Source organism: Veillonella faecalis (assembly GCF_024677885.1).
GTDB classification, from domain to species: Bacteria; Bacillota; Negativicutes; order Veillonellales; family Veillonellaceae; genus Veillonella; species Veillonella nakazawae.
In genome coordinates this window covers 540,129-560,599 of record NZ_JALBWL010000002.1, presented here as the reverse complement: position 1 = coordinate 560,599, position 20,471 = coordinate 540,129, and the positions used below count along the sequence as shown (strand labels likewise).

Below are 20,471 nucleotides of genomic sequence, written 5' to 3'. Positions count from 1 at the left end.
CCTTCATATACTAACGTCCAATTGCCTATCCCTTAAAAGAAAACGCCCTTAGCTTTTTCTTTAGTTTCTTGATCAGCAATAAATGGAATTCTTGTAGTTCTACCTTCTTTGGCCGCTACAATCTTTTTAAATGGGAATTCAAAGATTTCTCTATTCCAAGTATTTACAGCATCATTATACAACGTTCTAGCTGCAGTAATTTCTTTTTGTAAGTAAGAATTTTGTTGCATTGCATCACGAATTGTATCTTGGCTTTGTAATTCTGGATAATTTTCTATAGCTACGTTGAGGGCTCTTGTAGCCTTGTTAAGTTGTGCATTCACATCACTTCTAGATGCTTCAGAAAAATTACCACTTCTATACTTAGCAATGTCTACAAGGATATCCTTATCAACTTCAATAGATTTTTCCACAAGTTTAGCCGCATTAGAAAGAATCACAACACGTTGCTCCATATAGTTATCAATTTCGGATGCAGCATTTTGAATTCTTTGTTCCATCATATTAAACTCTGAGCTAATTTGTTTTAATCGCCACCATGGATAAATCAATACAATGGCGCCAATAATAGATACTAGATACTTGTCTATAACTATGCCTAAAACGATACCGATAACACCAACTGCCATAAGGATCGTTGGAAGAAGTTTTTCAAAGCCACTAGTTTCAACAGGGATTACCTTAGCGATAACATGCACATCTCTGCCTTCAGACATAATTTCCGGATTCATTTCGTCGAGTTGGTTAGCCATTTTGGGTACCTCCAAATTCTTTGTAAATAGTATTTAATAAATCTTCGAGAGACTGATTTTGTCGATATAGTTTACCTGCCATAAAGTGATCGTATGCAAAAGACCTATCTCTATTATTGTCAGATTTTTGATACTGATCTAGACCTTTAATATGATTAAAATCCTCTCCAGCAGATTTAATTTCTGAAACCTCTATCAATTCTTGTTTTGTAACAGGAACATACTCGTCCCAGCGGACTGGAACATAATAGGTTCTACCATTACCAGCTCGTACAGGTACTTGATCTACGTGTTCGATGGCCCTATAAGAATAGGCATCTACCTTAATTACCTCAGAGTCACCTTCATTTTTATGGTGGCTAGTCTTAAGAATTGTTTTTACATTATTTCGCTGAGCCGCATCAGGAGGAACAAATAAATTAAGTCCCATTTTATTTGCTAGCATTTCTGTAATGTAATCATTGTATTTGAAATTATAAGATTTGCCATAAATATAATCATTAGAAGCCATTTGTTGATACACAGGAATCGCTAAAATTGGTAGGAATGAGAAATACATGTGATCAAAGTAACTGCAGTTGTAATTAATGAACTTCTCTTTAATCTTTTGGAATGAAAAATCATAATACTGAGATGGTGATGTATCAAAGTCCCAATTTTGAGAATTGTCAGCTTTAATCTCATTAATTTTACACTCTTTATTAAATATAAAGTCATCTCCATATGGAGAGTTTTCAAAAATATCCTTATAGTTGTTTTGTGCTAATGGCGTAAATAGTACGCGGAACTCAACCTCATTGTTGCGATCTAATGCATTAAATTGTGCATCGAACTCTTCATTGGCTAAGGCCTGAAAATTACTACCCGCCTCCAATGAGTCCTGACTCTTCTTTCTAAGACTAGCTATTCCTTTAGCTAATCGACTCTTAGCGCTACCGAAATTAAAGAATCCTTTTTCCGGTGGCTTCCTATGGAATGTTAGGTTAGGTGCTGCATGATTACCATACACTAAAGATACTTTATTGGCATAATAAGGACCAGGTTGTCTTATAACGGCCCGTAATGTTTCGTTAACATCACGAGTTTTTAGATTCCCATTAGAATCAACATACTCTTCTGTATACGTAACATTTAAGGTGCCTTCATACGTATAATCATCCATCCAGTGGATTATGCGCTTCAGAAAAACAAAAGGGTTTCCTAAAATATCACCAGACGCAATATCTAATGTAGAATGATTTACATCACCTTTTTCTAAGAATCCATAATCTTTAACGAGCTGTTCATATCGTTCAATATTAAAGTTAGAATCCATATGAATAAAAGGAATCGCCTTTTTTATAAGTTCTATAGTCATTTCACTATGAAATAGATTGTTTAAAGGGGCCATCATCTCATAGCCTTCTTGACGCATTTTAGCTAATGTAGCATCTAAATCATTAAGTTTTTCTTCAAGGCTTTTACTATTAGGCTTAATCCAATATAGGTAAAGCCCTACACATAGAACTAATATAAGTATAGAAACAATAACCGCTACAATATCAATATACTCTTGTGAAAACTGATAAATACCATAAATAATGGCACCTATACCAATAACAATATCAACCTTTTTGATAAGGCCAAATCGTTTATAGGATGTGTTTGATTGATCGCGATTTTCTGATACAACAGTATACTTATCTATTAATACTTTGTTGTTATCTATATCAATCTTTGATTGATCTACTAGTTGTTGAAAGTATTCTTCGGTTACTTGTTGGAAGGCGTCCTTTAACTCTTCCCGATAATACTTAAGTGGATCTAGTAATGCTTCATTATATTCATTCGACACGTTACTCATTCCCTCTCCTTAATGAATCGCATAGTAAATGATACTTCTATACGTTTCCATTATGCCTCATATTCTGAAATAATAGCCTCTTATACTTATAAGCGTTCAATTTTTACTTAATTATAAATATCCTAAATTATAAATTAGTATATCAATTAAGAAAACCTCCGTAAAGTAATAATACGATTCATACCACTATAAAATAACCGTATCATTCATACCACTATAAAATAACCGTATCATTCACAACACTCTAAAGTAATCATACTATTCATAATGTCATAATGTAAAAACCCCTCTTTACCAGACATTCAGTAAAGAGGGGTTCAGATTATACATAATTCAATTTAGATAAGATTATTTAAATTGATTGCAAAGGCTATCGAATAGCGCTTGATCTGGTTTTACAACATCTTCAGTTAATGGACGAGGATGTGGACCACCATTTGCTGCTGCCAGAGCTTTTTCGAAGGAAGGTTTAGTAGTATCTTGATAGATAACACCTGTTACCAATCCATCAGTTTCACCCAATGTTTTAAGTGCTACTGCACGATCTGTTGGGTCATAACCTTCTGGCAATTCTACCAAATGTTCTTTGAACCAGTCATAGCTGTTGTGTTTATTGTATGTAACACATGGGCTGAATACGTTGATAAAGGAGAAACCTTCATGATCCATTGCCTTTTGAATCAACTCTACAAGTTGTGCACGATTAATCATGTAACCTTGTGCTACGAATGTAGCACCTGCAGCAATTGCAGTTTCACAAACGGACAATGGAGATTCGAAAGCCCCACGAGGAGTTGTTTTTGTAACAAAACCGATATCGGAACGAGGGGATGCTTGACCTTTAGTCAAACCATATACATGGTTATCCATTACGACGTATGTCATATTTACATTACGTTTGAAAGCATGGATAGTGTGACCCATACCAATAGCGAACGCATCACCATCACCAGAGCAAGCGATAACTTCTAAGTCTTGGTTAGCAAGTTTAACGCCTTGTGCGTAAGGAAGCGCACGACCATGAGTTGTATGAGCTCCATATGCGTAGAAATAACCACCGATACGGCTAGAGCAACCGATACCGGAAATTACTGCTAATTTTTCTGGTGGAATATTTTTCGCTACTACAGCGTCAGTAATCGCTGCTTGAACCCCATAATGGCCACAGCCTGGACACCAGTTAGGACGAATATCGTTTCTGTAATCTTTAGCTGTTGTCATATTATAGGACCTCCTTAATCGCATTTTTCACATAACTTTTTGTGAATGGATTACCATCGTATTTCAAGCAGCTGGAAATTTTAGATTTCTTATGCATGTTGATTTTAAATAAGTTAGTCAATTGACCTGTTGCATTGTGCTCAACGATAACCACTTTTTTCGCAGCATCCATGAATGGTTGTAATTGTTTTGCTGGGAATGGTTTAATCAAGCGCAATTGCAAGTGGTTAACTTTAACACCTTCTTGATCGAATTCAGCAACAGCTTCTTCGATAGCGCCACGGCTAGAAGCCATACCTACAACGAGAACATCTGCTTCGTCGTATTTAGCGTTATTCAAGAATGGTTCGTAGTTATCAGCTACAGTTTCCAATTTGCGGAAACGTTTATCAGTTTGCGCTACGTGCATTGTAGGCGCTTCTGCTGGTTTACCTTCTTCATTATGTTCTAGACCTGTGGAAAGGAATAGACCATTTTTCATACCAGGAATTGTACGTGGAGAAATACCATCTTCAGTCAATTCAAAGCGTTTGAAGTATTTAGGTTGTTCCAATTCAGGAAGATCAGCTTCTTTCATCATTTTACCGCGGTTAATAGGTACACGGTTCAAGTCGAAGGAAGGAACGGATTGTTTATTCAAACCTTGTTGTAAATCAGGCATGAAGATAACTGGGCATTGGTACATTTCTGCCAAGTTGAAAGCTTTTTGAATTTCATAGAAGCATTCTTCGATAGATGTTGGAGAAATAACGATACCAGAGTAATCGCCATGTGCATTATAGCAAGCTGCATCAATATCAGATTGTTCAACCTTTGTAGCCATACCTGTGGATGGACCAGAACGTTGAACGTCGATAACAACCATTGGTAATTCAGCCATGGAAGCCATGGATAAGGATTCAGCCATCAAGGAAAGACCAGGGCCAGAAGTACATGTAAAGCCACGAACACCTGCGTATACGCCACCCATAGCTGTCATACATGCTGCGATTTCGTCCTCTGTTTGAACGATAGTAGCACCCAATTTATCCATATTTTTAATCATATATTCCATTACTTCAGATGCTGGAGTAATAGGATAAGATGCCATGAAACGGGAGCCCGCAGCAATAGCACCTAAAGCACATGCTTCATTACCTAATAAGAACATTTGATCTTTCTTACCAGGAGCTGGCAATGTATCGATTTCCACATCGCCCAATTTTTCCATTACAAGGCCATAACCATCGTCAAAGGCAGCTAAGTTTTTATCCACGATTTCTTGGGATTTTTTCGCAAATTTAGCAGCAATCGCATCTTTAAACATCTTAGTATCGAAACCAAGAAGTGCAACAGACATACCAAGTGCTACGATATTACGCATCAACAAGGAACCTTGTTTCATTGCAGTTTCAGAGATTGGCAAGGACAAGCAATTAACCTTTGTACCTTCAAATTTAGAGAAGTCAGGATTTACTTTGCTGTCACAGATGATGTAACCGCCCTCACGAACTTCAGAACCATGCATATCAACTGTTTCTTGATCAAGAGAAAGCAAGAAGTCTACGCCTTCACCAATAGACATAACTTGTTCTAATGCAACGCGCAATGCGAATGTAGTATGACCACCTTTGATACGAGATGCAAATAAACGTTGGCTATACAAGGAATAACCTTCTTTAGCGAGGATTGTCGCCATGATTTCGCCACAACTCTCGATACCTTCACCTTGTTGGCCGCCCATTTTCCAGATAAAATCTTTACGTTTTTGCAAGAGATTCACCCTCCTTAGGATAAAAATTACACTGCTGACAAGAGTCTACCTTACTATGTTAATGTTTTATAGTACGAACCTGTCCATATCGTCATTGTATCATGTATATATTGGGTTTACAATGTATCATTTCACATAATAATAGGTATAAATTAAGGCATTATAACTAAAAATTATAAGAAAAAAGGATACTACATGCTAAGTAGTATCCTTTTAGTATTAATAGTTATCGTTTTAAATAAATTCTAGAAGAATGCAGTCTATACAAAATTATATAGAATATTTATTCTGTAACACCTCTTGCTGACGTTCTTTCGTAAAGAATATCTCCTCTAAACATAACCCTTGGGCTGGCGCCGTTTTACCTATAACACGACGATCTTTAGCGGCCAAATAGCCCTTGATATCCTCCACCTTGCGTCTTCCAAGGCCTACATCGACGAGGAGCCCTGCAATATTGCGAACCATGTGGTATAAGAACCCATCCCCCACTACAGAAATGGTAACATGAGAGCCTTCTGCCTCTACATGAATTCCTATAATTGTTTTTACCGGATCAGCGGGCGTTGAATTCGTCCCTTTTAAGGTAGTAAAGTCATGGGTGCCTAATAATTCATTGCCTGCAGCTTGCATGAGGTCGATATTAAGAGGCTTCTTAACATGCCAATGGTATCGTTTTGTCAAAGGATTAGCAATAAGCTGATTATGAATGGTATATACATACTCTTTACCGTATATATTCCAGCGTGGCTTCCAATCGAGTGGAATTTCCAGGGCTTCAAGAACAACGATATCCTTTGGAATATGTGCAATCATAGCACGAGGAATATTTTCTACTGGTATAGATCCAGATGTTTGGAACGTACATACTTGAAACTTCGCATGTACACCTGCATCTGTTCTAGAAGCTCCATAGATTTGTATGGGTTCATTACAAATTTTAGATAATCCATATTCTAAGCAACCTTGTACGGTTAAGCCCTTATCATCAGGTTGCTTCTGATAGCCTGCCAAATCGGTGCCGTCATAAGCAACTATGATTCGTATATTTCTCATAGATCAAGCCACCATAAAACGATGAGTACAATGGTAATCAAAATAACAGCACCGACGCCAATATAATCAACATAAGTAACTTGTAGTTCCTTCATACGCGTACGGTTTACACCACCTCGATAGCAACGCGCTTCCATAGCAATAGCCAGTTCATCAGCACGTCTAAATGCACTAATGAATAAAGGAACCAACAAAGGTACCATATTTTTTGCCCGTTGAATGATAGACCCTGTTACAAAGTCTGCACCACGAGCAGATTGAGCTTTCATAATACGATCTGTTTCATCCAATAAAGTAGGAATGAAACGCAATGCAATGGTCATCATCATAGCCAATTCATGAGCAGGTACGCCAATACAACGGAATGGGTTTAGCAAATGCTCAATACCATCAGTCAAACGAATTGGTGATGTCGTATAGGTCAATAGGGAGGAGAATAAGATTAAAAAGATTAATCGTGCCGCCATTTGTAGACCCATAGCTAAGCCTTGATCTGTAATATTAATAATGCCCCATTGGAAAACTGAATTACCTGGGGTCGTAAAGATATGAATACCCATAGTAAATACGATGATAATCCAAAGTGGTTTAATAGCTGACCACATCAAGCGTAATGGCAATTTTGATAACAGCATAGCAAAGATGGTAAATGCCCCTACCAAGCCATACGCAAGAGGAGAATTTGCTAGGAAGATAGCTACCACAAAGATAGTTGTAGCAATAATCTTGGCACGAGGATCCATGCGATGCAAGAAGGAGTTTCCTGGGAAGTATTGCCCAATAGTAATGTTATTTAACATGGCTACCTCCTTCTAGAATGGCTTGTACTGCATCATCCACAGATAATACACGATTAGATACATCTAATCCTTGTTCACGCAAATATTCCATGGTTACAGACACAGGTGGTACGTCTACACCTACAGCTTGCAATGCATCTCGATGATTATTAAAGATATCCATCGGTTCTCCATCGAGAACGATACGACCTTTATCGAGTACCACGAGGCGAGATGCCATGCGAGAAATATCCTCCATGTTATGTGATACAAGGATTACAGTAATGCCCTTTTCTTTATGAAGTCGAATGATCTCTTCAAAGATTTCTTCACGACCAAATGGGTCAAGGCCTGCAGATGGCTCATCAAGGACTAGGAAATCTGGATTCATAGCCACCACACCAGCGATGGCAACACGGCGCATTTGTCCACCAGATAGATGGAATGGAGAGCGCTCCGCGTAGGTGTCGTAATCAAGACCTACAAATTTCATTGCCTCCCGTACCCGTTCATCTACTTCATCAGCACTGAGGCCTAAGTTTTTAGGGCCAAAGGCAATATCTTCGGCAATAGTTTCTTCAAATAACTGATGTTCTGGATATTGAAAAACCATGCCTACCTTATGGCGCATCTTTTTAGCTTCCTCTGTAGAAGCACTAATATCTACACCATTAACGGTAACCGTTCCTGTTGTAGGGTGTAATAAGCCATTTAAATGTTGTACAAAGGTAGATTTACCAGAGCCGGTATGACCAATGATGCCTAAAAACTCACCGTTTTCAACAGTAAGAGATACACCGTGAAGGGCTGTCTTTTCAAATGGAGTACCTACACCATAGGTATAAGTAATATTATCTAATACAATCGCCATTAGTGTGTGCCCTCCCCTCTTACTGCATTTACATCTTCATTGGTAGGAGAACTTATAGTTTTAGCCCCTACATTATGATTATCTAGTAGTTGGTCAGCTAATTTAGAATGTTTAAGCCCTACAGCTAATTCTTCATTATTGATGATACTTTTACCGATTTCATAACCTTTTTCATTTAATTTAAAAGCAATTTCAGACGCAACCGGAACATCAAGGCCAAGGCCTTTTAAAGTATCTACATGACTGAAGATTTCACGAGGAGTGCCATCATGTAATTTCACACCATTTTTCATAACTACCACACGATCAGCTGTGACAGCTTCCTCCATAAAGTGTGTAATGTACACGATAGTGATACCTTCTTCTTTATTGAGTTTATGAACTGTCTCTAATACCTCACGACGACCTTTTGGATCGAGCATAGCCGTTGGTTCGTCAAGAACGATACAATCAGGTTTCATGGCCAGTACGCCAGCAATAGCAATACGTTGCTTTTGACCACCAGACAACAAATGAGGACCATGCTCTCTATATTCAGTCATATTAACAGCCTCTAATGCTGCATCGACACGTTTTCTAATTTCAGCACTAGGAATGCCAAGATTTTCTGGACCAAAGGCAACATCTTCTTCTACGACAGCTGCCACAATTTGGTTATCCGGATTTTGGAACACCATACCTACATGTTGGCGTATATCCCAAATATGTTCTTCATCACGCGTATCATAGCCACATACATTGATATAACCTTCGCTAGGTTGTAATAACACGTTGAAATGCTTGGCTAGTGTACTTTTACCACTACCATTAGTACCGATAATACAAACAAACTCACCACGCTTGATGGATAAACTCACATCATTTAGTGCATGTACATCATTGCCATTTTCATCAGTATAAATATGACTCATATGATTGACCTCAATCATAATGTCTTTTTCATTCATGGATAACCTCATATCTTTCTAGTCAATTTCGTTTCTATAAAAGTAGAACCATTTACAAATCAATTATTCCCATATTGAGCCTACTAGCATCAATATAATATGTCCTGTTCATACACTTAGAATGAAATAGTATCTAAGGTATTCTGTAAAAGGTTAACAATAGACATTTAATATTTACGATAACTGCTAATATATTACGATATTATACTCATCGATTGTACCATAAAATTGACAATAAAAAAACGGTGCTGCAACATAAGTTACAACACCGTATGAGTTTGATTAAACTAACTCGATAATAGCCAAAGGTGCAGCGTCACCTTTGCGAAGACCAGTTTTGATTACACGAGTGTAACCACCTTGACGGTCTGCATATTTTGGAGCAATTGTATCAAACAATTTTTTTACTACGCTTTCATCCATGAGGTATGCAAGAACTTGGCGACGTGCATGAAGATCACCACGTTTAGCCAAAGTTACCATTTGATCAGCTAAAGAGCGAAGTTCTTTCGCTTTAGCTTCTGTAGTTTCAATACGCTCATATTGGAAGAAAGATGTTAACATGCTACGGAACAACGCTTTACGAGCGGAGCTGTCGCGGCCTAATTTTCTGTACATTCGTCTTCCTCCTTATTCGCCTTTTTGTTTAAGGTGAAAACCACCTGGATGATTGTTGAGTTTTTCCTCAATTTCATCGATGGATTTTTTACCTAAATTGCGAACTTTTCCTAAGTCATCAATGGTTTTGTCTAGCAAATCTGCAATTGTATTAATGCCAGCACGTTTCAAGCAGTTATACGCACGAACAGAGAGTTCCAACTCATCGATGGAAATCTTTGCTGGGCCGTCATCTACAGCTGGTTCTTCATTATCGGAACCTACTGGATCAACAACGATACCGCCTTCACCTGTGTTTACATCTACAACATCTGCAGAGTGCGCTAATTTAGTGAAGTTCCCTAAATAACCAATCATAATGGCAGCAGATTTTGCTACTGCATCAGCAGCAGTAATGGAACCATCAGTCCAAACTTCTAATGTAAGTTTGTCAAAGTCCATTTCATTGCCTACACGAACATCACTCACTTCGTATTTGGCACGAAGAATTGGAGAGAAGATGGAATCGATTGGAATACAACCGATTACATCTGTATCTTTTTTATTCTTCGTAGAAGGAACGTAACCTTTGCCACGTTCGATTACTACGTCCATTACGAGATGAGCTGTCTCATCCATTGTCGCAATCACTAGTTCAGGATTCAATACTTCTACTTCTGGTGGGAATTGCTCAGCTAAGTCAGCAGCTGTCAATACGCCGTCCTTTTGGAAGTCAAAATGAACTTCCAAAGGTAATTGAACATCTTCTTCAACTTTAATGCACAATTGCTTTAAGTTAAGGATGATATCCGTAACGTCTTCGCGAATACCAGGAATAGTAGAGAACTCATGAAGAACTCCATCAATTTTGATAGAGGTGATAGCTGCCCCATCCAAGGATGAAAGCAAAATTCTGCGTAAGCTATTACCGAGAGTGATACCATAGCCACGGTCTAATGGTTCACATACAAATTTACCATAGCGACCGCCTTCGGCGATGTCCACTTTCTCGATTTTAAGTTTCTTTTCTTCGCTCATCAGGAACATCCTCCTATACAACACACGTTCATAGTTTAATTATAGCACCGTATCAAATCGGCCGCTATAAATTATACACGACGGCGTTTTGGAGGGCGACAACCATTGTGAGGAATTGGAGTTACGTCTTTAATGGAAGTAACTTCAAGACCTGCAGCTTGTAAAGCACGGATTGCAGCTTCACGGCCGGATCCAGGACCTTTTACGAATACTTCAACAGTGCGAAGACCATGTTCCATTGCAGCTTTAGCAGCTTGTTCAGCAGCCATTTGAGCAGCGAATGGAGTGGATTTACGGGAACCACGGAAGCCCAAGCCACCAGCGGAAGCCCAAGACAACGCATTACCGTTTGTATCTGTCAAAGTTACGATAGTGTTATTGAATGTAGAACGAATATGAGCCGCACCGGATTCAATATGTTTCTTTTCTTTTCTTTTAGTTCTAACAACTTTTTTAGCCACGCTTTATCCCTCCTTTATCTTATTTCTTTTTACCAGCAATTGCTTTTCTAGGACCTTTGCGAGTACGTGCATTCGTTTTAGTACGTTGACCACGAAGTGGTAAACCCATACGATGACGTTTGCCTCGATAGGAGTTGATTTCAATTAAGCGTTTAATGTTAAGAGCTTCTTCACGACGAAGGTCACCTTCAACTTTGTAATCAGCATCTAACAATTCACGGATTTTCGCTACTTCATCTTCAGAAAGATCACGAACACGTGTGTCAGGATTGATGCCAGTTTTAGCAATGATTTCAGATGCTAAAGTTGGACCAATACCATAAATATAAGTTAAACCAATTTCCACTCGTTTATCACGAGGTAAATCTACACCGGCGATACGTGCCATCTAATCATCCACCTCCTATCAGATTATCCTTGTTTTTGTTTATGTTTTGGATTTTCGCAAATAACCATTACACGGCCTTTGCGTTTAATGATTTTACATTTTTCGCATATCTTTTTAACTGATGGTTGAACCTTCATTAGTACCTCCTTTGTGGACCCTATGCTTATTTGAAGCGATAGGTGATGCGACCACGATTTAAGTCATACGGTGTCAGTTCCATAGTAACTTTATCACCAGGAAGAATACGGATAAAATTCATACGCATTTTACCTGACACATGAGCCAATACGATATGACCATTTTCCAATTCAACTTGGAACATGGCATTCGGTAAAGCCTCAACTACCGTACCTTCCACCTCAATAACGTCTTCTTTTGACATATCTTTTCCTCCGGTTACCTGTTTTATTTAATTAACCGCGGTTCATCACGCATGGTTAATATTTCAGGGCCGTTTTCTGTAACAACCACTGTATGTTCGAAATGAGCAGCAGGTTTACCATCTACGGTAACTGCTGTCCAGTCATCCCCTAATACACGAACACGATGCGTACCTAGAGTAATCATCGGTTCGATACACAATACCATACCAGGTTTCATAAGAGGTCCTTGATCAGGACTACCATAGTTTGGTATTTGCGGATCTTCATGCATTTCGCGGCCTAAACCATGACCTACGAAGTCGCGAACGACACCGTAACCATGTTTCTCACAATACGTTTGAACAGCATGACCGATAGCACCGATACGGTTGCCAACTTTCACTTGTTCAATTCCCTTGAACAGACTTTCTTCTGTAACTTTTAACAATTTCATCACATCAGGTTTGACGTGACCGATAGGAATCGTCACAGCCGAATCGCCGTGATATCCATCAATAGCTGATACAAGATCAATACTGAGGACATCACCGTTTTTAAGCTTACGCTTAGCGCTCGGAATACCATGAACAACTTCATCATTGATAGAAGCACAGATTGTAGCAGGGAATCCATAGTACCCTTTACAACTTGGTATACCACCGTGGCTGCGAATATATTCTTCGGCAATTGTATCTAACTCAAGCGTCGTGATGCCAGGTTTAGCCTTTTCTACTAACAAGGACAACGTGTCTGCTGTAAGCTTACTTGCCTTGCGGATACATTCAATTTCATGGGGCGATTTCAAAATAATCATGGATTATTTCTCCAAAGCCTTAATGATGTCAGCAAATACTGCGTCTACATCTTGTAAACCATTAATTTCTTCATATAAACCGCTATTGCGATAGTAGTCGATTAATGGTTTAGTAGATTCTTCGTACACAGCTAGACGTTTCTGTACTGTTTCAGGGTTATCATCAGCACGATTTTCTAGAACAGCTCGTTCGCTAATACGTTTAACTAATTCCTCGGAAGGAACGTTTAAGTTAAGTACAGCGTCCAAAGAAATTCCTAATTCTTTAAGGATTGCATCCAAGGATACAGCTTGCGCTGTAGTTCTTGGGAATCCATCAAGAATAAATCCAGATTTGCAGTCATCTTTCACCAAGCGATCACGTACGATACCAACAGTTACACTGTCTGGTACCAATTGACCAGCATCGATGTATTTCTTAGCCTCAACTCCAAGAGGTGTTTCGTTCTTAATCGCAGCGCGGAACATATCACCTGTTGAAATTTGGGGAATACCGTATTTTTCAATAAGTCGAGCTGCCTGAGTGCCTTTACCAGCACCAGGAGGTCCCATTAATAGAATATACATATTGTTTCCCTCCTATTTCACAAAGCCTTTATAGTGGCGTGTTACCATGAGCGACTCAATTTGTTGCATTGTATCAAGCGCTACACCTACAACGATGAGGAGAGCCGTACCACCAAAGTATACGCCTTGGACGCCGGTAATGCTACCGAGGAAATTCGGTATAATAGCAACGACAGCTAAGAATACAGCGCCAGCCAAAGTGATCTTGGTCATCACGTTATCCACATAATCAGCAGTTGGTTTACCCGCACGAATACCTGGGATAAAACCACCGTATTTTTTCATATTATCTGCCATATCTGTAATGTTGATAGAGATTGCAGTATAGAAATACGTAAAGATAAAAATCAATAATGCATACAATGCCGTTTGTAACGGCGTACCCCATGTAAAGAGATCCGCAGCTTTATGAACATATTCATTGTCAATAAATTGCGCAATCGTCACAGGGAACATCAACACAGATGACGCAAAGATAATTGGGATTACACCTGCCTGATTAACTTTCAACGGCAAGAATGTAGAGTGACCACCGTACATTTTACGACCTACTACGCGTTTAGCATATTGAATCGGAATACGACGTTGGCCTTGTGTAACTGCAACTACGACAGCAATCATCGCAAGAGCAATTACAGCAAATAAGAATGCTTGGAACATATTAATTGTTCCGTTTTGGATATATTGATAAATAGTTTCTAAACCATCAGGTAATCGAGCTACGATACCAGCAAAGATGATCAAAGAAATACCATTACCTATACCATATGCTGTGATTTGTTCACCAATCCACATCAACAAGCATGTACCTGCTGTTAGAATGATGGCCACAACGAATACACTAAGGAAATCATTATTTACCAAAGCGTTGTTTGCTCTAAGAGCAAATGCCATGCCTGCGGCTTGTACAAAACCGAGGACTACGGTGCCATAACGAGTTACCTTCGCTATTTTCTTACGCCCGTCTTCACCATCTTTACTCCATGCTTCAAACTGAGGAACTACAGACTGAAGCAGTTGCATGATGATGGAAGCATTGATGTAAGGTGTAATACTCATCGCAAAGATAGAGAACTTACTAAGCGCACCACCAGCAAACAAGTCTAATAGACCGAATAGGTTACCAGATGTAAACAAGGATTCGATAACAGATGCATCAACACCTGGAACAGGAATGTGAATACCAGCTCTAAAGATGGCAAACATCATTAATGTGTAAAGAATCTTATTACGTAGTTCGGTAATCTTAAAGATGTTCGAGAGGCTATCTAGCACCCTAGATCACCTCTACTTTTCCGCCTGCTGCTGTAATTTTTTCTTCAGCAGATTTAGTGAAGCCATTAGCGATAACAGTTAAGTTTTTAGTTTCCAATGTACCGTTACCTAAAATACGAATGCCATCGCGTACATTTTTCAAAATGCCAGCTTCAATAAGAGCTACTGGATCAACTGTTGAACCGTCTTCAAAACGGTTCAATTGTTCTACGTTAACTTCAGCATATTGTTTAGCAAAAACGTTGTTGAAACCACGTTTTGGTAAACGACGATAAAGAGGCATTTGGCCGCCTTCAAAACCGGAGCGAACGCCACCGCCAGAACGGGAGTTTTGACCTTTTTGACCACGACCAGATGTTTTACCCAAGCCAGAACCTAAACCACGGCCTACACGAGTACGAGCTTTTTTGGAACCAGCAGCTGGTTGTAATTCATGAAGTTTCATTCAGTGCACCTCCTTATCAGTATTAAACTTCTTCAACTTTTACTAAATGTCTAACTTTGTGAAGCATACCTTCGATTTGAGGTGTTACTTCTTTTACAACTTGAGAATTAGTTTTTTTCAAGCCCAAAGCTTTAACTGTCGCGCGTTGATCTTCAGGACGACCGATTAAGCTTCTTGTTAATGTTACTTTAACTTGTGCCATTTCTTGTCTCCTTATTACGCGTTATAAATTTCTTCAACGGTTTTACCACGAAGTTCTGCAACTTCGCTAGCGCGTTTCAAATCTTTCAAACCTTCGATAGTAGCGCGAACCATATTGTTAGGGTTAGAAGAGCCCAAAGATTTAGTCAAGATGTTACGAACACCTACTAATTCCAATACGGCACGAACAGGGCCACCAGCGATAACGCCAGTACCTTCAGCAGCTGGTTTCAAGAATACGCGGCCTGCACCGAATACGCCTGTTACGCTGTGAGGGATTGTACCATTTTTAATTGCTACGTTTACAATATTTTTCTTAGCATCATCAATACCTTTGCGAATTGCTTCTGGTACTTCCGCTGCTTTACCTAAGCCAACGCCTACATAACCGTTGCCATCACCAACAACTACAAGAGCGCTGAAGGAAAAACGACGACCGCCTTTAACTACTTTGGCTACGCGGTTGATGAATACTACTCTTTCTTTAAGATCAAGACTGGTGTAGTCAATTCTCGCCATGTCTATAGTTCCTCCTTCTTAGAATTTTAAGCCTGCTTCACGAGCACCTTCTGCAAGGGCTGCTACGCGGCCGTGGTAAATGTAACCACCACGGTCAAACACTACTGTGTCAATACCTTTAGCGATAGCTTTTTTAGCAACTGCTTCACCAACAGCTTTAGCAGCAGCTACGTTACCACCATAGGATAAGTTCAAATCTTTATCTAAAGAGCTAGCAGCAACCAAAGTTGTACCTGCTACGTCATCGATAACTTGAGCATAGATGTTGCCTAAAGAACGGAATACGTTCAAACGTGGGCAAGTTGCCGTACCAGAGATGTGACGGCGAATACGAAGATGACGTTTTGCTCGAGCGATGTTTCTACTAGATTTACGAGGCAAGATATTCACTCCTTTCATTCATATAGATGATATTACTATTTACCTTTTGCACCAGCTTTACCAGCTTTACGACGAACAACTTCGCCTTCATAGCGGATACCTTTACCTTTGTAAGGTTCTGGTTTTCTCCATTTACGGATATCAGCTGCTACTGCGCCTACAACTTCTTTGTCTGCACCAGAAACAACGATTTTGTTAGGAGCTGGAACTTCAATTGTAATACCAGCTGGAGCTTCCATTTCTACTGGATGAGAGAAGCCAAGTGTAAGAGCTAATTTATTGCCTTGTTTAGCCGCTCTGTAACCAACACCGTTGATTTCAAGAGTTTTTGTGAATCCTTCAGATACGCCTGTTACCATATTAGCAACAAGAGCGCGAGTCAAACCGTGAAGGGAACGATGAGCTTTATTGTCGGAAGGACGAGCTACTGTAATTGTGTTACCTTCAACAGTGATATTCATATCTGGATGCAAATCGCGAGATAATTCACCTTTAGGACCTTTTACGTTCATATGATGGTTATCATATGTAACAGTAACGCCTGCAGGGATCTCGATAGGCATTCTACCGATACGTGACATTATTTCTACCTCCTATTGCTACTATTACCAAACGTATGCGATTACTTCGCCACCAAGACCTTCTTTACGAGCTTGTTTGTCGCTCATAACGCCTTTGGATGTGGAAATAACTGCGATACCCAAACCACCAAGTACACGAGGAAGTTCTTCCTTTTTCGCGTAAACACGTAAACCAGGTTTGGAAATACGTTTAATTCCTGTAATAACTTTTTCGTTATTGGAACCATATTTCAAAGTTACTTTTAAAGTGTTTTCTTCTTTTTCTACGTTCTTTACGAAACCTTCTTGTAAAAGGATGTCAAGAACAGCTGCTTTCATTCTAGATGCAGGAATGTTTACCGTTTCATGAAGTGCAGCATTTGCATTACGGATGCGCGTAAGCATATCCGCGATAGGATCGGTCATTACCATAATCTAAAAACCTCCTCTCGTCTAATATTACCAGCTGGCTTTTTTAACACCAGGAATTTGTCCTTTGTACGCCAATTCACGGAACGCAATACGGCTGATACCGAATTTGCGCATATAGCCGTGAGGACGACCAGTTAAGTTGCAACGGTTGTGTAAGCGTGTTGGGGATGCATTTGCTGGTAATTTGGACAAGCCTTCATAATCACCTGCTGCTTTTAACGCTGCACGTTTAGCTGCATATTTTTCAACGATTTTAGCGCGTTTCTTTTCGCGTTCAATCATAGATTTTTTAGCCATCTATATGTTCCTCCTATTATTTTTCAAAAGGCATACCGAATTGAGTCAACAATTCACGAGCTTCTTCATCTGTTTTAGCAGTTGTTACTACGATGATATCCATACCAGTAACACGTTCTACTTGATCATATTCGATCTCAGGGAAGATGAGCTGTTCTTTAAGACCCAAAGCGTAGTTACCACGGCCATCAAATGCTGTTGCGCTGATACCGCGGAAGTCACGTACACGAGGTAATGCCGCATTGATCAATTTGTCGAGGAATTCATACATGCGTTCGCCACGAAGAGTAACTTTAGTACCCAACGCCATACCTTCACGAACTTTGAAGTTCGCAATGGATTTTTTAGCTTTTGTGATTACAGGTTTTTGACCAGCGATGATAGTCAAATCATTAACTGCTGCTTCCAATGCTTTTGCATTGCCTACTGCATCACCAACGCCGATGTTGATAACGATTTTTTCCAATTTAGGGATTTCCATAACGTTGCCGTATTGGAATTTTTCTTGCAAACTCTTTTTAATTTCAGAGTTGTATTGTTCAAATAAACGAGACATTTATTTAGCTCCTCCTTTCCTGATTATTTAAGTACTGTACCAGATTTAACTGTAGCGCGAACGAATTTACCGTCTTTGCCTTCAACTTTTTTGATACGAGTAGCTGTTTTAGTTTCTGGGTCAACAACCATTACGTTAGAAACATGGATACCAGCTTCTTTAGTAACGATGCCGCCTTGTGGGTTAGCTTGAGAAGGTTTTGTGTGACGTTTTACAGTGTTAACGCCTTCAACAAATACGCGTTCTTTTTTAGGTTCAGTTGCAATTACTGTACCTTGCTTACCTTTATCTTTACCGGAGATAACAACAACTGTATCGCCTTTTTTGATTTGTAGTTTAGCCATATGCTGCGTTCCTCCTTCTTATAATACTTCTGGAGCCAAGGAAACAATTTTCATGAAGTCTTTTTCACGAAGTTCTCTTGCTACAGGTCCGAAGATACGAGTACCACGAGGGGTTTTATCTTCTTTAATAACTACTGCTGCGTTTTCATCGAAACGAATATAGGAACCGTCTTGACGGCGGATACCTTTTTTAGAACGAACAATAACAGCTTTAACTACGTCGCCTTTCTTGACAACGCCACCGGGTGATGCATCTTTTACAGAAGCAACGATTACGTCACCGATATTGCCGAATTTGCGATAAGAACCGCCCATGACTTGGATACACATAATACGTTTTGCACCAGTGTTGTCGGCAACATTCAAAATTGTTTGTTGCTGGATCATCGTCTATTCCTCCTTACATCACTCTTATTTTTGTCTTTCAAGAATTTCAACAACTCTCCAACATTTATCTTTAGAAAGTGGACGAGTTTCTACAATTTTAACTGTATCGCCAATTTGACACTCATTGTTTTCATCATGAGCTTTGAAGCGTTTAGTGCTAACCATTGGCTTGTTATATAATGCGTGAGGTACTTTACGTTCTACAGCAACAACAACAGTTTTATTCATTTTGTCGCTAACAACTTTACCTACGCGGACTTTACGTACGTTTCTTTCTTCTGCCACGATTTTAAGCCTCCTTTTCAACCTTTAACAAATCTGTTATTATGCGTTTTCAGATTTAAGTTCAACTTCACGTTGTACAGTTTTAATACGAGCGATTGTCTTCTTAACTTCACGAATGCGCATAGGATTTTCTAATTGACCTGTTGCAAGCTGAAAACGGAGGTTAAATAACTCTTCCTTAAGACCGGAAACTTTTTGTTCCATTTCGGCAGCGCTCATATTGCGAATGTCATTAACCTTCATTTACGTCACCACCCAATTCTTTACCCTTAACAACAAATTTGCATTTGATTGGAAGTTTATGGCTTGCAAGACGCATAGCTTCACGAGCTGTAGCTTCTGGCACACCGTCCATTTCAAACATTACACGACCTGGTTTAACTACTGCTACCCAGTATTCAGGAGAACCTTTACCGGAACCCATACGAGTACCAGCTGGTTTAGCTGTGATTGGTTTGTCAGGGAAAATTTTAATCCATACTTTACCACCACGTTTGATATAACGAGTCATAGCAATACGGGCAGCTTCGATTTGACGGTTAGTGATCCAAGATGGTTCGCATGCTACCAAGCCGAACTCACCATGAGACACTGTATTACCGCGCATAGCACGACCTTTCATACGGCCGCGGAATTGCTTACGATGTTTTACGCGCTTTGGAATAAGCATTACTTGCCACCTTCTTCCTTCTTAGCAGGTTGTTTTGCTTCTGGCAAAACTTCACCTTTGTAAATCCATACTTTAATGCCGATACAACCATATGTTGTATGAGCTTCAGCAGTACCGTAGTCGATGTCTGCACGAAGTGTATGCAAAGGAATAGAACCTTCACGGTAGGATTCGCTACGAGCGATTTCAGCGCCGCCAAGACGACCGCTTACCATGATTTTAATACCTTTTGCACCTAAGCGCATTGTACGACCTACAGCTTGTTTCATTGCACGACGGAAACCGATACGGCGTTCCAATTGGCCAGCAATGTTTTCTGCAACCAAGATTGCATCCATGTCTGCTTGTTTAATTTCTGCGATGTTAACGTCCACTTGTTTGTCAGTGAAACGAGTCATTGCTTTTTTGATATCTTCGATACCAGCACCACCACGACCGATAACCATACCTGGTTTTGCAGTGTGGATAGTCAATTTAATACGTTTATTTGTACGCTCGATTTCAATGCGGGAAATACCAGCAATGAAAAGGGTTTCTTTCAAGAAGTTACGAATTTTTACGTCTTCATGAAGATTAGCAGCGAAATCTTTATCTGCATACCATTTTGCGTCCCAATCTTTTACGATACCGACACGCAAACCGTGTGGATTAACTTTTTGACCCACTCTGT

At 39.5% G+C, this 20,471-nt stretch carries 31 protein-coding genes; all 31 read right to left on the bottom strand.

Annotation, left to right across the window (positions count from 1 at the left end):
* Nucleotides 1-32 precede the first annotated feature (32 nt).
* On the bottom strand, nt 33-752 hold the full coding sequence (locus MOQ65_RS06410) for a LemA family protein (RefSeq protein ID WP_119206350.1): 720 nt from the start codon (nt 750-752) through the stop codon (nt 33-35).
* Nucleotides 745-2,595, bottom strand: coding sequence for an MAG1210 family protein (locus tag MOQ65_RS06405; RefSeq protein ID WP_257846984.1), 1,851 nt, complete (start codon nt 2,593-2,595; stop codon nt 745-747). Before MOQ65_RS06405 ends, MOQ65_RS06410 begins: the two co-directional genes overlap by 8 nt.
* A 348-nt stretch (nt 2,596-2,943) precedes the next feature.
* Nucleotides 2,944-3,816 (bottom strand): 2-oxoacid:ferredoxin oxidoreductase subunit beta, encoded by an 873-nt coding sequence (locus MOQ65_RS06400; RefSeq protein ID WP_119208130.1) that lies wholly within the window; start codon nt 3,814-3,816, stop codon nt 2,944-2,946.
* Nucleotide 3,817: 1 nt separating this feature from the next.
* Entirely contained in the window at nt 3,818-5,569 is a 1,752-nt protein-coding gene (locus MOQ65_RS06395; RefSeq protein ID WP_156720031.1) for a 2-oxoacid:acceptor oxidoreductase subunit alpha, read from the bottom strand.
* Nucleotides 5,570-5,839: 270 nt separating this feature from the next.
* On the bottom strand, nt 5,840-6,625 hold the full coding sequence (truA, locus tag MOQ65_RS06390) for a tRNA pseudouridine(38-40) synthase TruA (protein WP_156720030.1): 786 nt from the start codon (nt 6,623-6,625) through the stop codon (nt 5,840-5,842).
* Nucleotides 6,622-7,425, bottom strand: a complete 804-nt coding sequence (locus tag MOQ65_RS06385; protein WP_257846982.1) for an energy-coupling factor transporter transmembrane component T family protein — start codon at nt 7,423-7,425, stop codon at nt 6,622-6,624. Before MOQ65_RS06385 ends, truA begins: the two co-directional genes overlap by 4 nt.
* A complete protein-coding gene (locus tag MOQ65_RS06380) occupies nt 7,415-8,275 on the bottom strand; it encodes an energy-coupling factor transporter ATPase (protein ID WP_024064705.1) in 861 nt (286 codons plus the stop codon). Before MOQ65_RS06380 ends, MOQ65_RS06385 begins: the two co-directional genes overlap by 11 nt.
* Nucleotides 8,275-9,222 carry an energy-coupling factor transporter ATPase gene (locus MOQ65_RS06375; RefSeq protein ID WP_257846981.1) on the bottom strand — a complete coding sequence of 316 codons (948 nt, stop codon included), beginning with the start codon at nt 9,220-9,222 and terminating at the stop codon, nt 8,275-8,277. The genes MOQ65_RS06380 and MOQ65_RS06375 overlap by 1 nt, the downstream gene beginning before the upstream one ends.
* Nucleotides 9,223-9,504: 282 nt before the next feature.
* A complete protein-coding gene (gene rplQ / locus MOQ65_RS06370) occupies nt 9,505-9,840 on the bottom strand; it encodes a 50S ribosomal protein L17 (protein ID WP_004695155.1) in 336 nt (111 codons plus the stop codon).
* Between the two features lie 12 nt (nt 9,841-9,852).
* Entirely contained in the window at nt 9,853-10,857 is a 1,005-nt protein-coding gene (locus MOQ65_RS06365) for a DNA-directed RNA polymerase subunit alpha (RefSeq protein WP_105084920.1), read from the bottom strand.
* 71 nt (nt 10,858-10,928) lie between these two features.
* Nucleotides 10,929-11,318 carry a 30S ribosomal protein S11 gene (gene rpsK / locus MOQ65_RS06360; RefSeq protein ID WP_004695151.1) on the bottom strand — a complete coding sequence of 130 codons (390 nt, stop codon included), beginning with the start codon at nt 11,316-11,318 and terminating at the stop codon, nt 10,929-10,931.
* A 19-nt stretch (nt 11,319-11,337) separates the two neighbouring features.
* Complete coding sequence (gene rpsM / locus MOQ65_RS06355) at nt 11,338-11,706, bottom strand: 30S ribosomal protein S13 (protein WP_004695149.1); 369 nt, start codon at nt 11,704-11,706, stop codon at nt 11,338-11,340.
* A gap of 23 nt (nt 11,707-11,729) precedes the next feature.
* Entirely contained in the window at nt 11,730-11,843 is a 114-nt protein-coding gene (rpmJ, locus tag MOQ65_RS06350; protein WP_004695148.1) for a 50S ribosomal protein L36, read from the bottom strand.
* Nucleotides 11,844-11,869: 26 nt separating this feature from the next.
* On the bottom strand, nt 11,870-12,088 hold the full coding sequence (gene infA / locus MOQ65_RS06345; RefSeq protein WP_004695147.1) for a translation initiation factor IF-1: 219 nt from the start codon (nt 12,086-12,088) through the stop codon (nt 11,870-11,872).
* Nucleotides 12,089-12,111: 23 nt separating this feature from the next.
* Complete coding sequence (gene map / locus MOQ65_RS06340; protein ID WP_105084921.1) at nt 12,112-12,882, bottom strand: type I methionyl aminopeptidase; 771 nt, start codon at nt 12,880-12,882, stop codon at nt 12,112-12,114.
* A gap of 3 nt (nt 12,883-12,885) precedes the next feature.
* The gene (locus MOQ65_RS06335) at nt 12,886-13,449 is read right to left on the bottom strand and encodes an adenylate kinase (protein WP_005385513.1); all 564 of its coding nucleotides are present in this window, start codon (nt 13,447-13,449) and stop codon (nt 12,886-12,888) included.
* Nucleotides 13,450-13,461: 12 nt separating this feature from the next.
* Nucleotides 13,462-14,724, bottom strand: coding sequence for a preprotein translocase subunit SecY (secY, locus tag MOQ65_RS06330; protein WP_060923781.1), 1,263 nt, complete (start codon nt 14,722-14,724; stop codon nt 13,462-13,464).
* Nucleotide 14,725: 1 nt separating this feature from the next.
* A complete protein-coding gene (rplO, locus tag MOQ65_RS06325) occupies nt 14,726-15,169 on the bottom strand; it encodes a 50S ribosomal protein L15 (RefSeq protein ID WP_257846980.1) in 444 nt (147 codons plus the stop codon).
* A gap of 22 nt (nt 15,170-15,191) precedes the next feature.
* Complete coding sequence (gene rpmD / locus MOQ65_RS06320; protein WP_004695138.1) at nt 15,192-15,371, bottom strand: 50S ribosomal protein L30; 180 nt, start codon at nt 15,369-15,371, stop codon at nt 15,192-15,194.
* Nucleotides 15,372-15,385: 14 nt separating this feature from the next.
* Nucleotides 15,386-15,889 (bottom strand): 30S ribosomal protein S5, encoded by a 504-nt coding sequence (gene rpsE / locus MOQ65_RS06315; RefSeq protein WP_004695136.1) that lies wholly within the window; start codon nt 15,887-15,889, stop codon nt 15,386-15,388.
* Between the two features lie 18 nt (nt 15,890-15,907).
* Nucleotides 15,908-16,288 carry a 50S ribosomal protein L18 gene (gene rplR / locus MOQ65_RS06310; RefSeq protein ID WP_050781715.1) on the bottom strand — a complete coding sequence of 127 codons (381 nt, stop codon included), beginning with the start codon at nt 16,286-16,288 and terminating at the stop codon, nt 15,908-15,910.
* 17 nt (nt 16,289-16,305) lie between these two features.
* A complete protein-coding gene (gene rplF, locus MOQ65_RS06305) occupies nt 16,306-16,851 on the bottom strand; it encodes a 50S ribosomal protein L6 (RefSeq protein WP_039968986.1) in 546 nt (181 codons plus the stop codon).
* A gap of 24 nt (nt 16,852-16,875) precedes the next feature.
* Entirely contained in the window at nt 16,876-17,262 is a 387-nt protein-coding gene (rpsH, locus tag MOQ65_RS06300) for a 30S ribosomal protein S8 (protein WP_004695128.1), read from the bottom strand.
* 27 nt (nt 17,263-17,289) lie between these two features.
* Nucleotides 17,290-17,559: a 30S ribosomal protein S14 gene (gene rpsN / locus MOQ65_RS06295; RefSeq protein WP_005377140.1), complete on the bottom strand. Its 270-nt coding sequence runs from the start codon at nt 17,557-17,559 to the stop codon at nt 17,290-17,292.
* Between the two features lie 16 nt (nt 17,560-17,575).
* Nucleotides 17,576-18,115 carry a 50S ribosomal protein L5 gene (gene rplE / locus MOQ65_RS06290; protein WP_024065152.1) on the bottom strand — a complete coding sequence of 180 codons (540 nt, stop codon included), beginning with the start codon at nt 18,113-18,115 and terminating at the stop codon, nt 17,576-17,578.
* Between the two features lie 23 nt (nt 18,116-18,138).
* The gene (gene rplX / locus MOQ65_RS06285; protein WP_004695118.1) at nt 18,139-18,459 is read right to left on the bottom strand and encodes a 50S ribosomal protein L24; all 321 of its coding nucleotides are present in this window, start codon (nt 18,457-18,459) and stop codon (nt 18,139-18,141) included.
* An 18-nt stretch (nt 18,460-18,477) separates the two neighbouring features.
* Nucleotides 18,478-18,846 carry a 50S ribosomal protein L14 gene (rplN, locus tag MOQ65_RS06280; RefSeq protein ID WP_005376994.1) on the bottom strand — a complete coding sequence of 123 codons (369 nt, stop codon included), beginning with the start codon at nt 18,844-18,846 and terminating at the stop codon, nt 18,478-18,480.
* 24 nt (nt 18,847-18,870) lie between these two features.
* Entirely contained in the window at nt 18,871-19,131 is a 261-nt protein-coding gene (rpsQ, locus tag MOQ65_RS06275) for a 30S ribosomal protein S17 (protein ID WP_005385504.1), read from the bottom strand.
* Nucleotides 19,132-19,170: 39 nt separating this feature from the next.
* Complete coding sequence (gene rpmC / locus MOQ65_RS06270) at nt 19,171-19,374, bottom strand: 50S ribosomal protein L29 (protein WP_004695115.1); 204 nt, start codon at nt 19,372-19,374, stop codon at nt 19,171-19,173.
* Complete coding sequence (gene rplP, locus MOQ65_RS06265) at nt 19,364-19,801, bottom strand: 50S ribosomal protein L16 (protein WP_004695114.1); 438 nt, start codon at nt 19,799-19,801, stop codon at nt 19,364-19,366. Before rplP ends, rpmC begins: the two co-directional genes overlap by 11 nt.
* Entirely contained in the window at nt 19,801-20,466 is a 666-nt protein-coding gene (gene rpsC / locus MOQ65_RS06260) for a 30S ribosomal protein S3 (RefSeq protein ID WP_005385501.1), read from the bottom strand. Before rpsC ends, rplP begins: the two co-directional genes overlap by 1 nt.
* Nucleotides 20,467-20,471: the final 5 nt, after the last annotated feature.

Bases quoted from the DNA above. Each gene is read 5' to 3' on its own strand.
- MOQ65_RS06400 (WP_119208130.1), bottom strand. From the start codon at position 3,816: ATGACAACAGCTAAAGATTACAGAAACGATATTCGTCCTAACTGGTGT.
- rpmD (WP_004695138.1), bottom strand. From the start codon at position 15,371: ATGGCACAAGTTAAAGTAACATTAACAAGAAGCTTAATCGGTCGTCCT.
- rplQ (WP_004695155.1), bottom strand. From the start codon at position 9,840: ATGTACAGAAAATTAGGCCGCGACAGCTCCGCTCGTAAAGCGTTGTTC.
- rplP (WP_004695114.1), bottom strand. From the start codon at position 19,801: ATGCTTATTCCAAAGCGCGTAAAACATCGTAAGCAATTCCGCGGCCGT.
- rplX (WP_004695118.1), bottom strand. From the start codon at position 18,459: ATGGCTAAACTACAAATCAAAAAAGGCGATACAGTTGTTGTTATCTCC.
- rplF (WP_039968986.1), bottom strand. From the start codon at position 16,851: ATGTCACGTATCGGTAGAATGCCTATCGAGATCCCTGCAGGCGTTACT.
- MOQ65_RS06405 (WP_257846984.1), bottom strand. From the start codon at position 2,595: ATGAGTAACGTGTCGAATGAATATAATGAAGCATTACTAGATCCACTT.
- rpmJ (WP_004695148.1), bottom strand. From the start codon at position 11,843: ATGAAGGTTCAACCATCAGTTAAAAAGATATGCGAAAAATGTAAAATC.
- MOQ65_RS06380 (WP_024064705.1), bottom strand. From the start codon at position 8,275: ATGGCGATTGTATTAGATAATATTACTTATACCTATGGTGTAGGTACT.
- rplE (WP_024065152.1), bottom strand. From the start codon at position 18,115: ATGTCTCGTTTATTTGAACAATACAACTCTGAAATTAAAAAGAGTTTG.
- map (WP_105084921.1), bottom strand. From the start codon at position 12,882: ATGATTATTTTGAAATCGCCCCATGAAATTGAATGTATCCGCAAGGCA.
- rpsH (WP_004695128.1), bottom strand. From the start codon at position 17,262: ATGGTAATGACCGATCCTATCGCGGATATGCTTACGCGCATCCGTAAT.
- rplR (WP_050781715.1), bottom strand. From the start codon at position 16,288: ATGAAAGGAGTGAATATCTTGCCTCGTAAATCTAGTAGAAACATCGCT.
- MOQ65_RS06365 (WP_105084920.1), bottom strand. From the start codon at position 10,857: ATGAGCGAAGAAAAGAAACTTAAAATCGAGAAAGTGGACATCGCCGAA.
- rplO (WP_257846980.1), bottom strand. From the start codon at position 15,169: ATGAAACTTCATGAATTACAACCAGCTGCTGGTTCCAAAAAAGCTCGT.
- rpsE (WP_004695136.1), bottom strand. From the start codon at position 15,889: ATGGCGAGAATTGACTACACCAGTCTTGATCTTAAAGAAAGAGTAGTA.
- MOQ65_RS06375 (WP_257846981.1), bottom strand. From the start codon at position 9,222: ATGAATGAAAAAGACATTATGATTGAGGTCAATCATATGAGTCATATT.
- infA (WP_004695147.1), bottom strand. From the start codon at position 12,088: ATGTCAAAAGAAGACGTTATTGAGGTGGAAGGTACGGTAGTTGAGGCT.
- MOQ65_RS06410 (WP_119206350.1), bottom strand. From the start codon at position 752: ATGGCTAACCAACTCGACGAAATGAATCCGGAAATTATGTCTGAAGGC.
- truA (WP_156720030.1), bottom strand. From the start codon at position 6,625: ATGAGAAATATACGAATCATAGTTGCTTATGACGGCACCGATTTGGCA.
- rpsM (WP_004695149.1), bottom strand. From the start codon at position 11,706: ATGGCACGTATCGCCGGTGTAGATTTACCTCGTGATAAACGAGTGGAA.
- rplN (WP_005376994.1), bottom strand. From the start codon at position 18,846: ATGATCCAGCAACAAACAATTTTGAATGTTGCCGACAACACTGGTGCA.
- MOQ65_RS06385 (WP_257846982.1), bottom strand. From the start codon at position 7,425: ATGTTAAATAACATTACTATTGGGCAATACTTCCCAGGAAACTCCTTC.
- rpmC (WP_004695115.1), bottom strand. From the start codon at position 19,374: ATGAAGGTTAATGACATTCGCAATATGAGCGCTGCCGAAATGGAACAA.
- MOQ65_RS06335 (WP_005385513.1), bottom strand. From the start codon at position 13,449: ATGTATATTCTATTAATGGGACCTCCTGGTGCTGGTAAAGGCACTCAG.
- rpsN (WP_005377140.1), bottom strand. From the start codon at position 17,559: ATGGCTAAAAAATCTATGATTGAACGCGAAAAGAAACGCGCTAAAATC.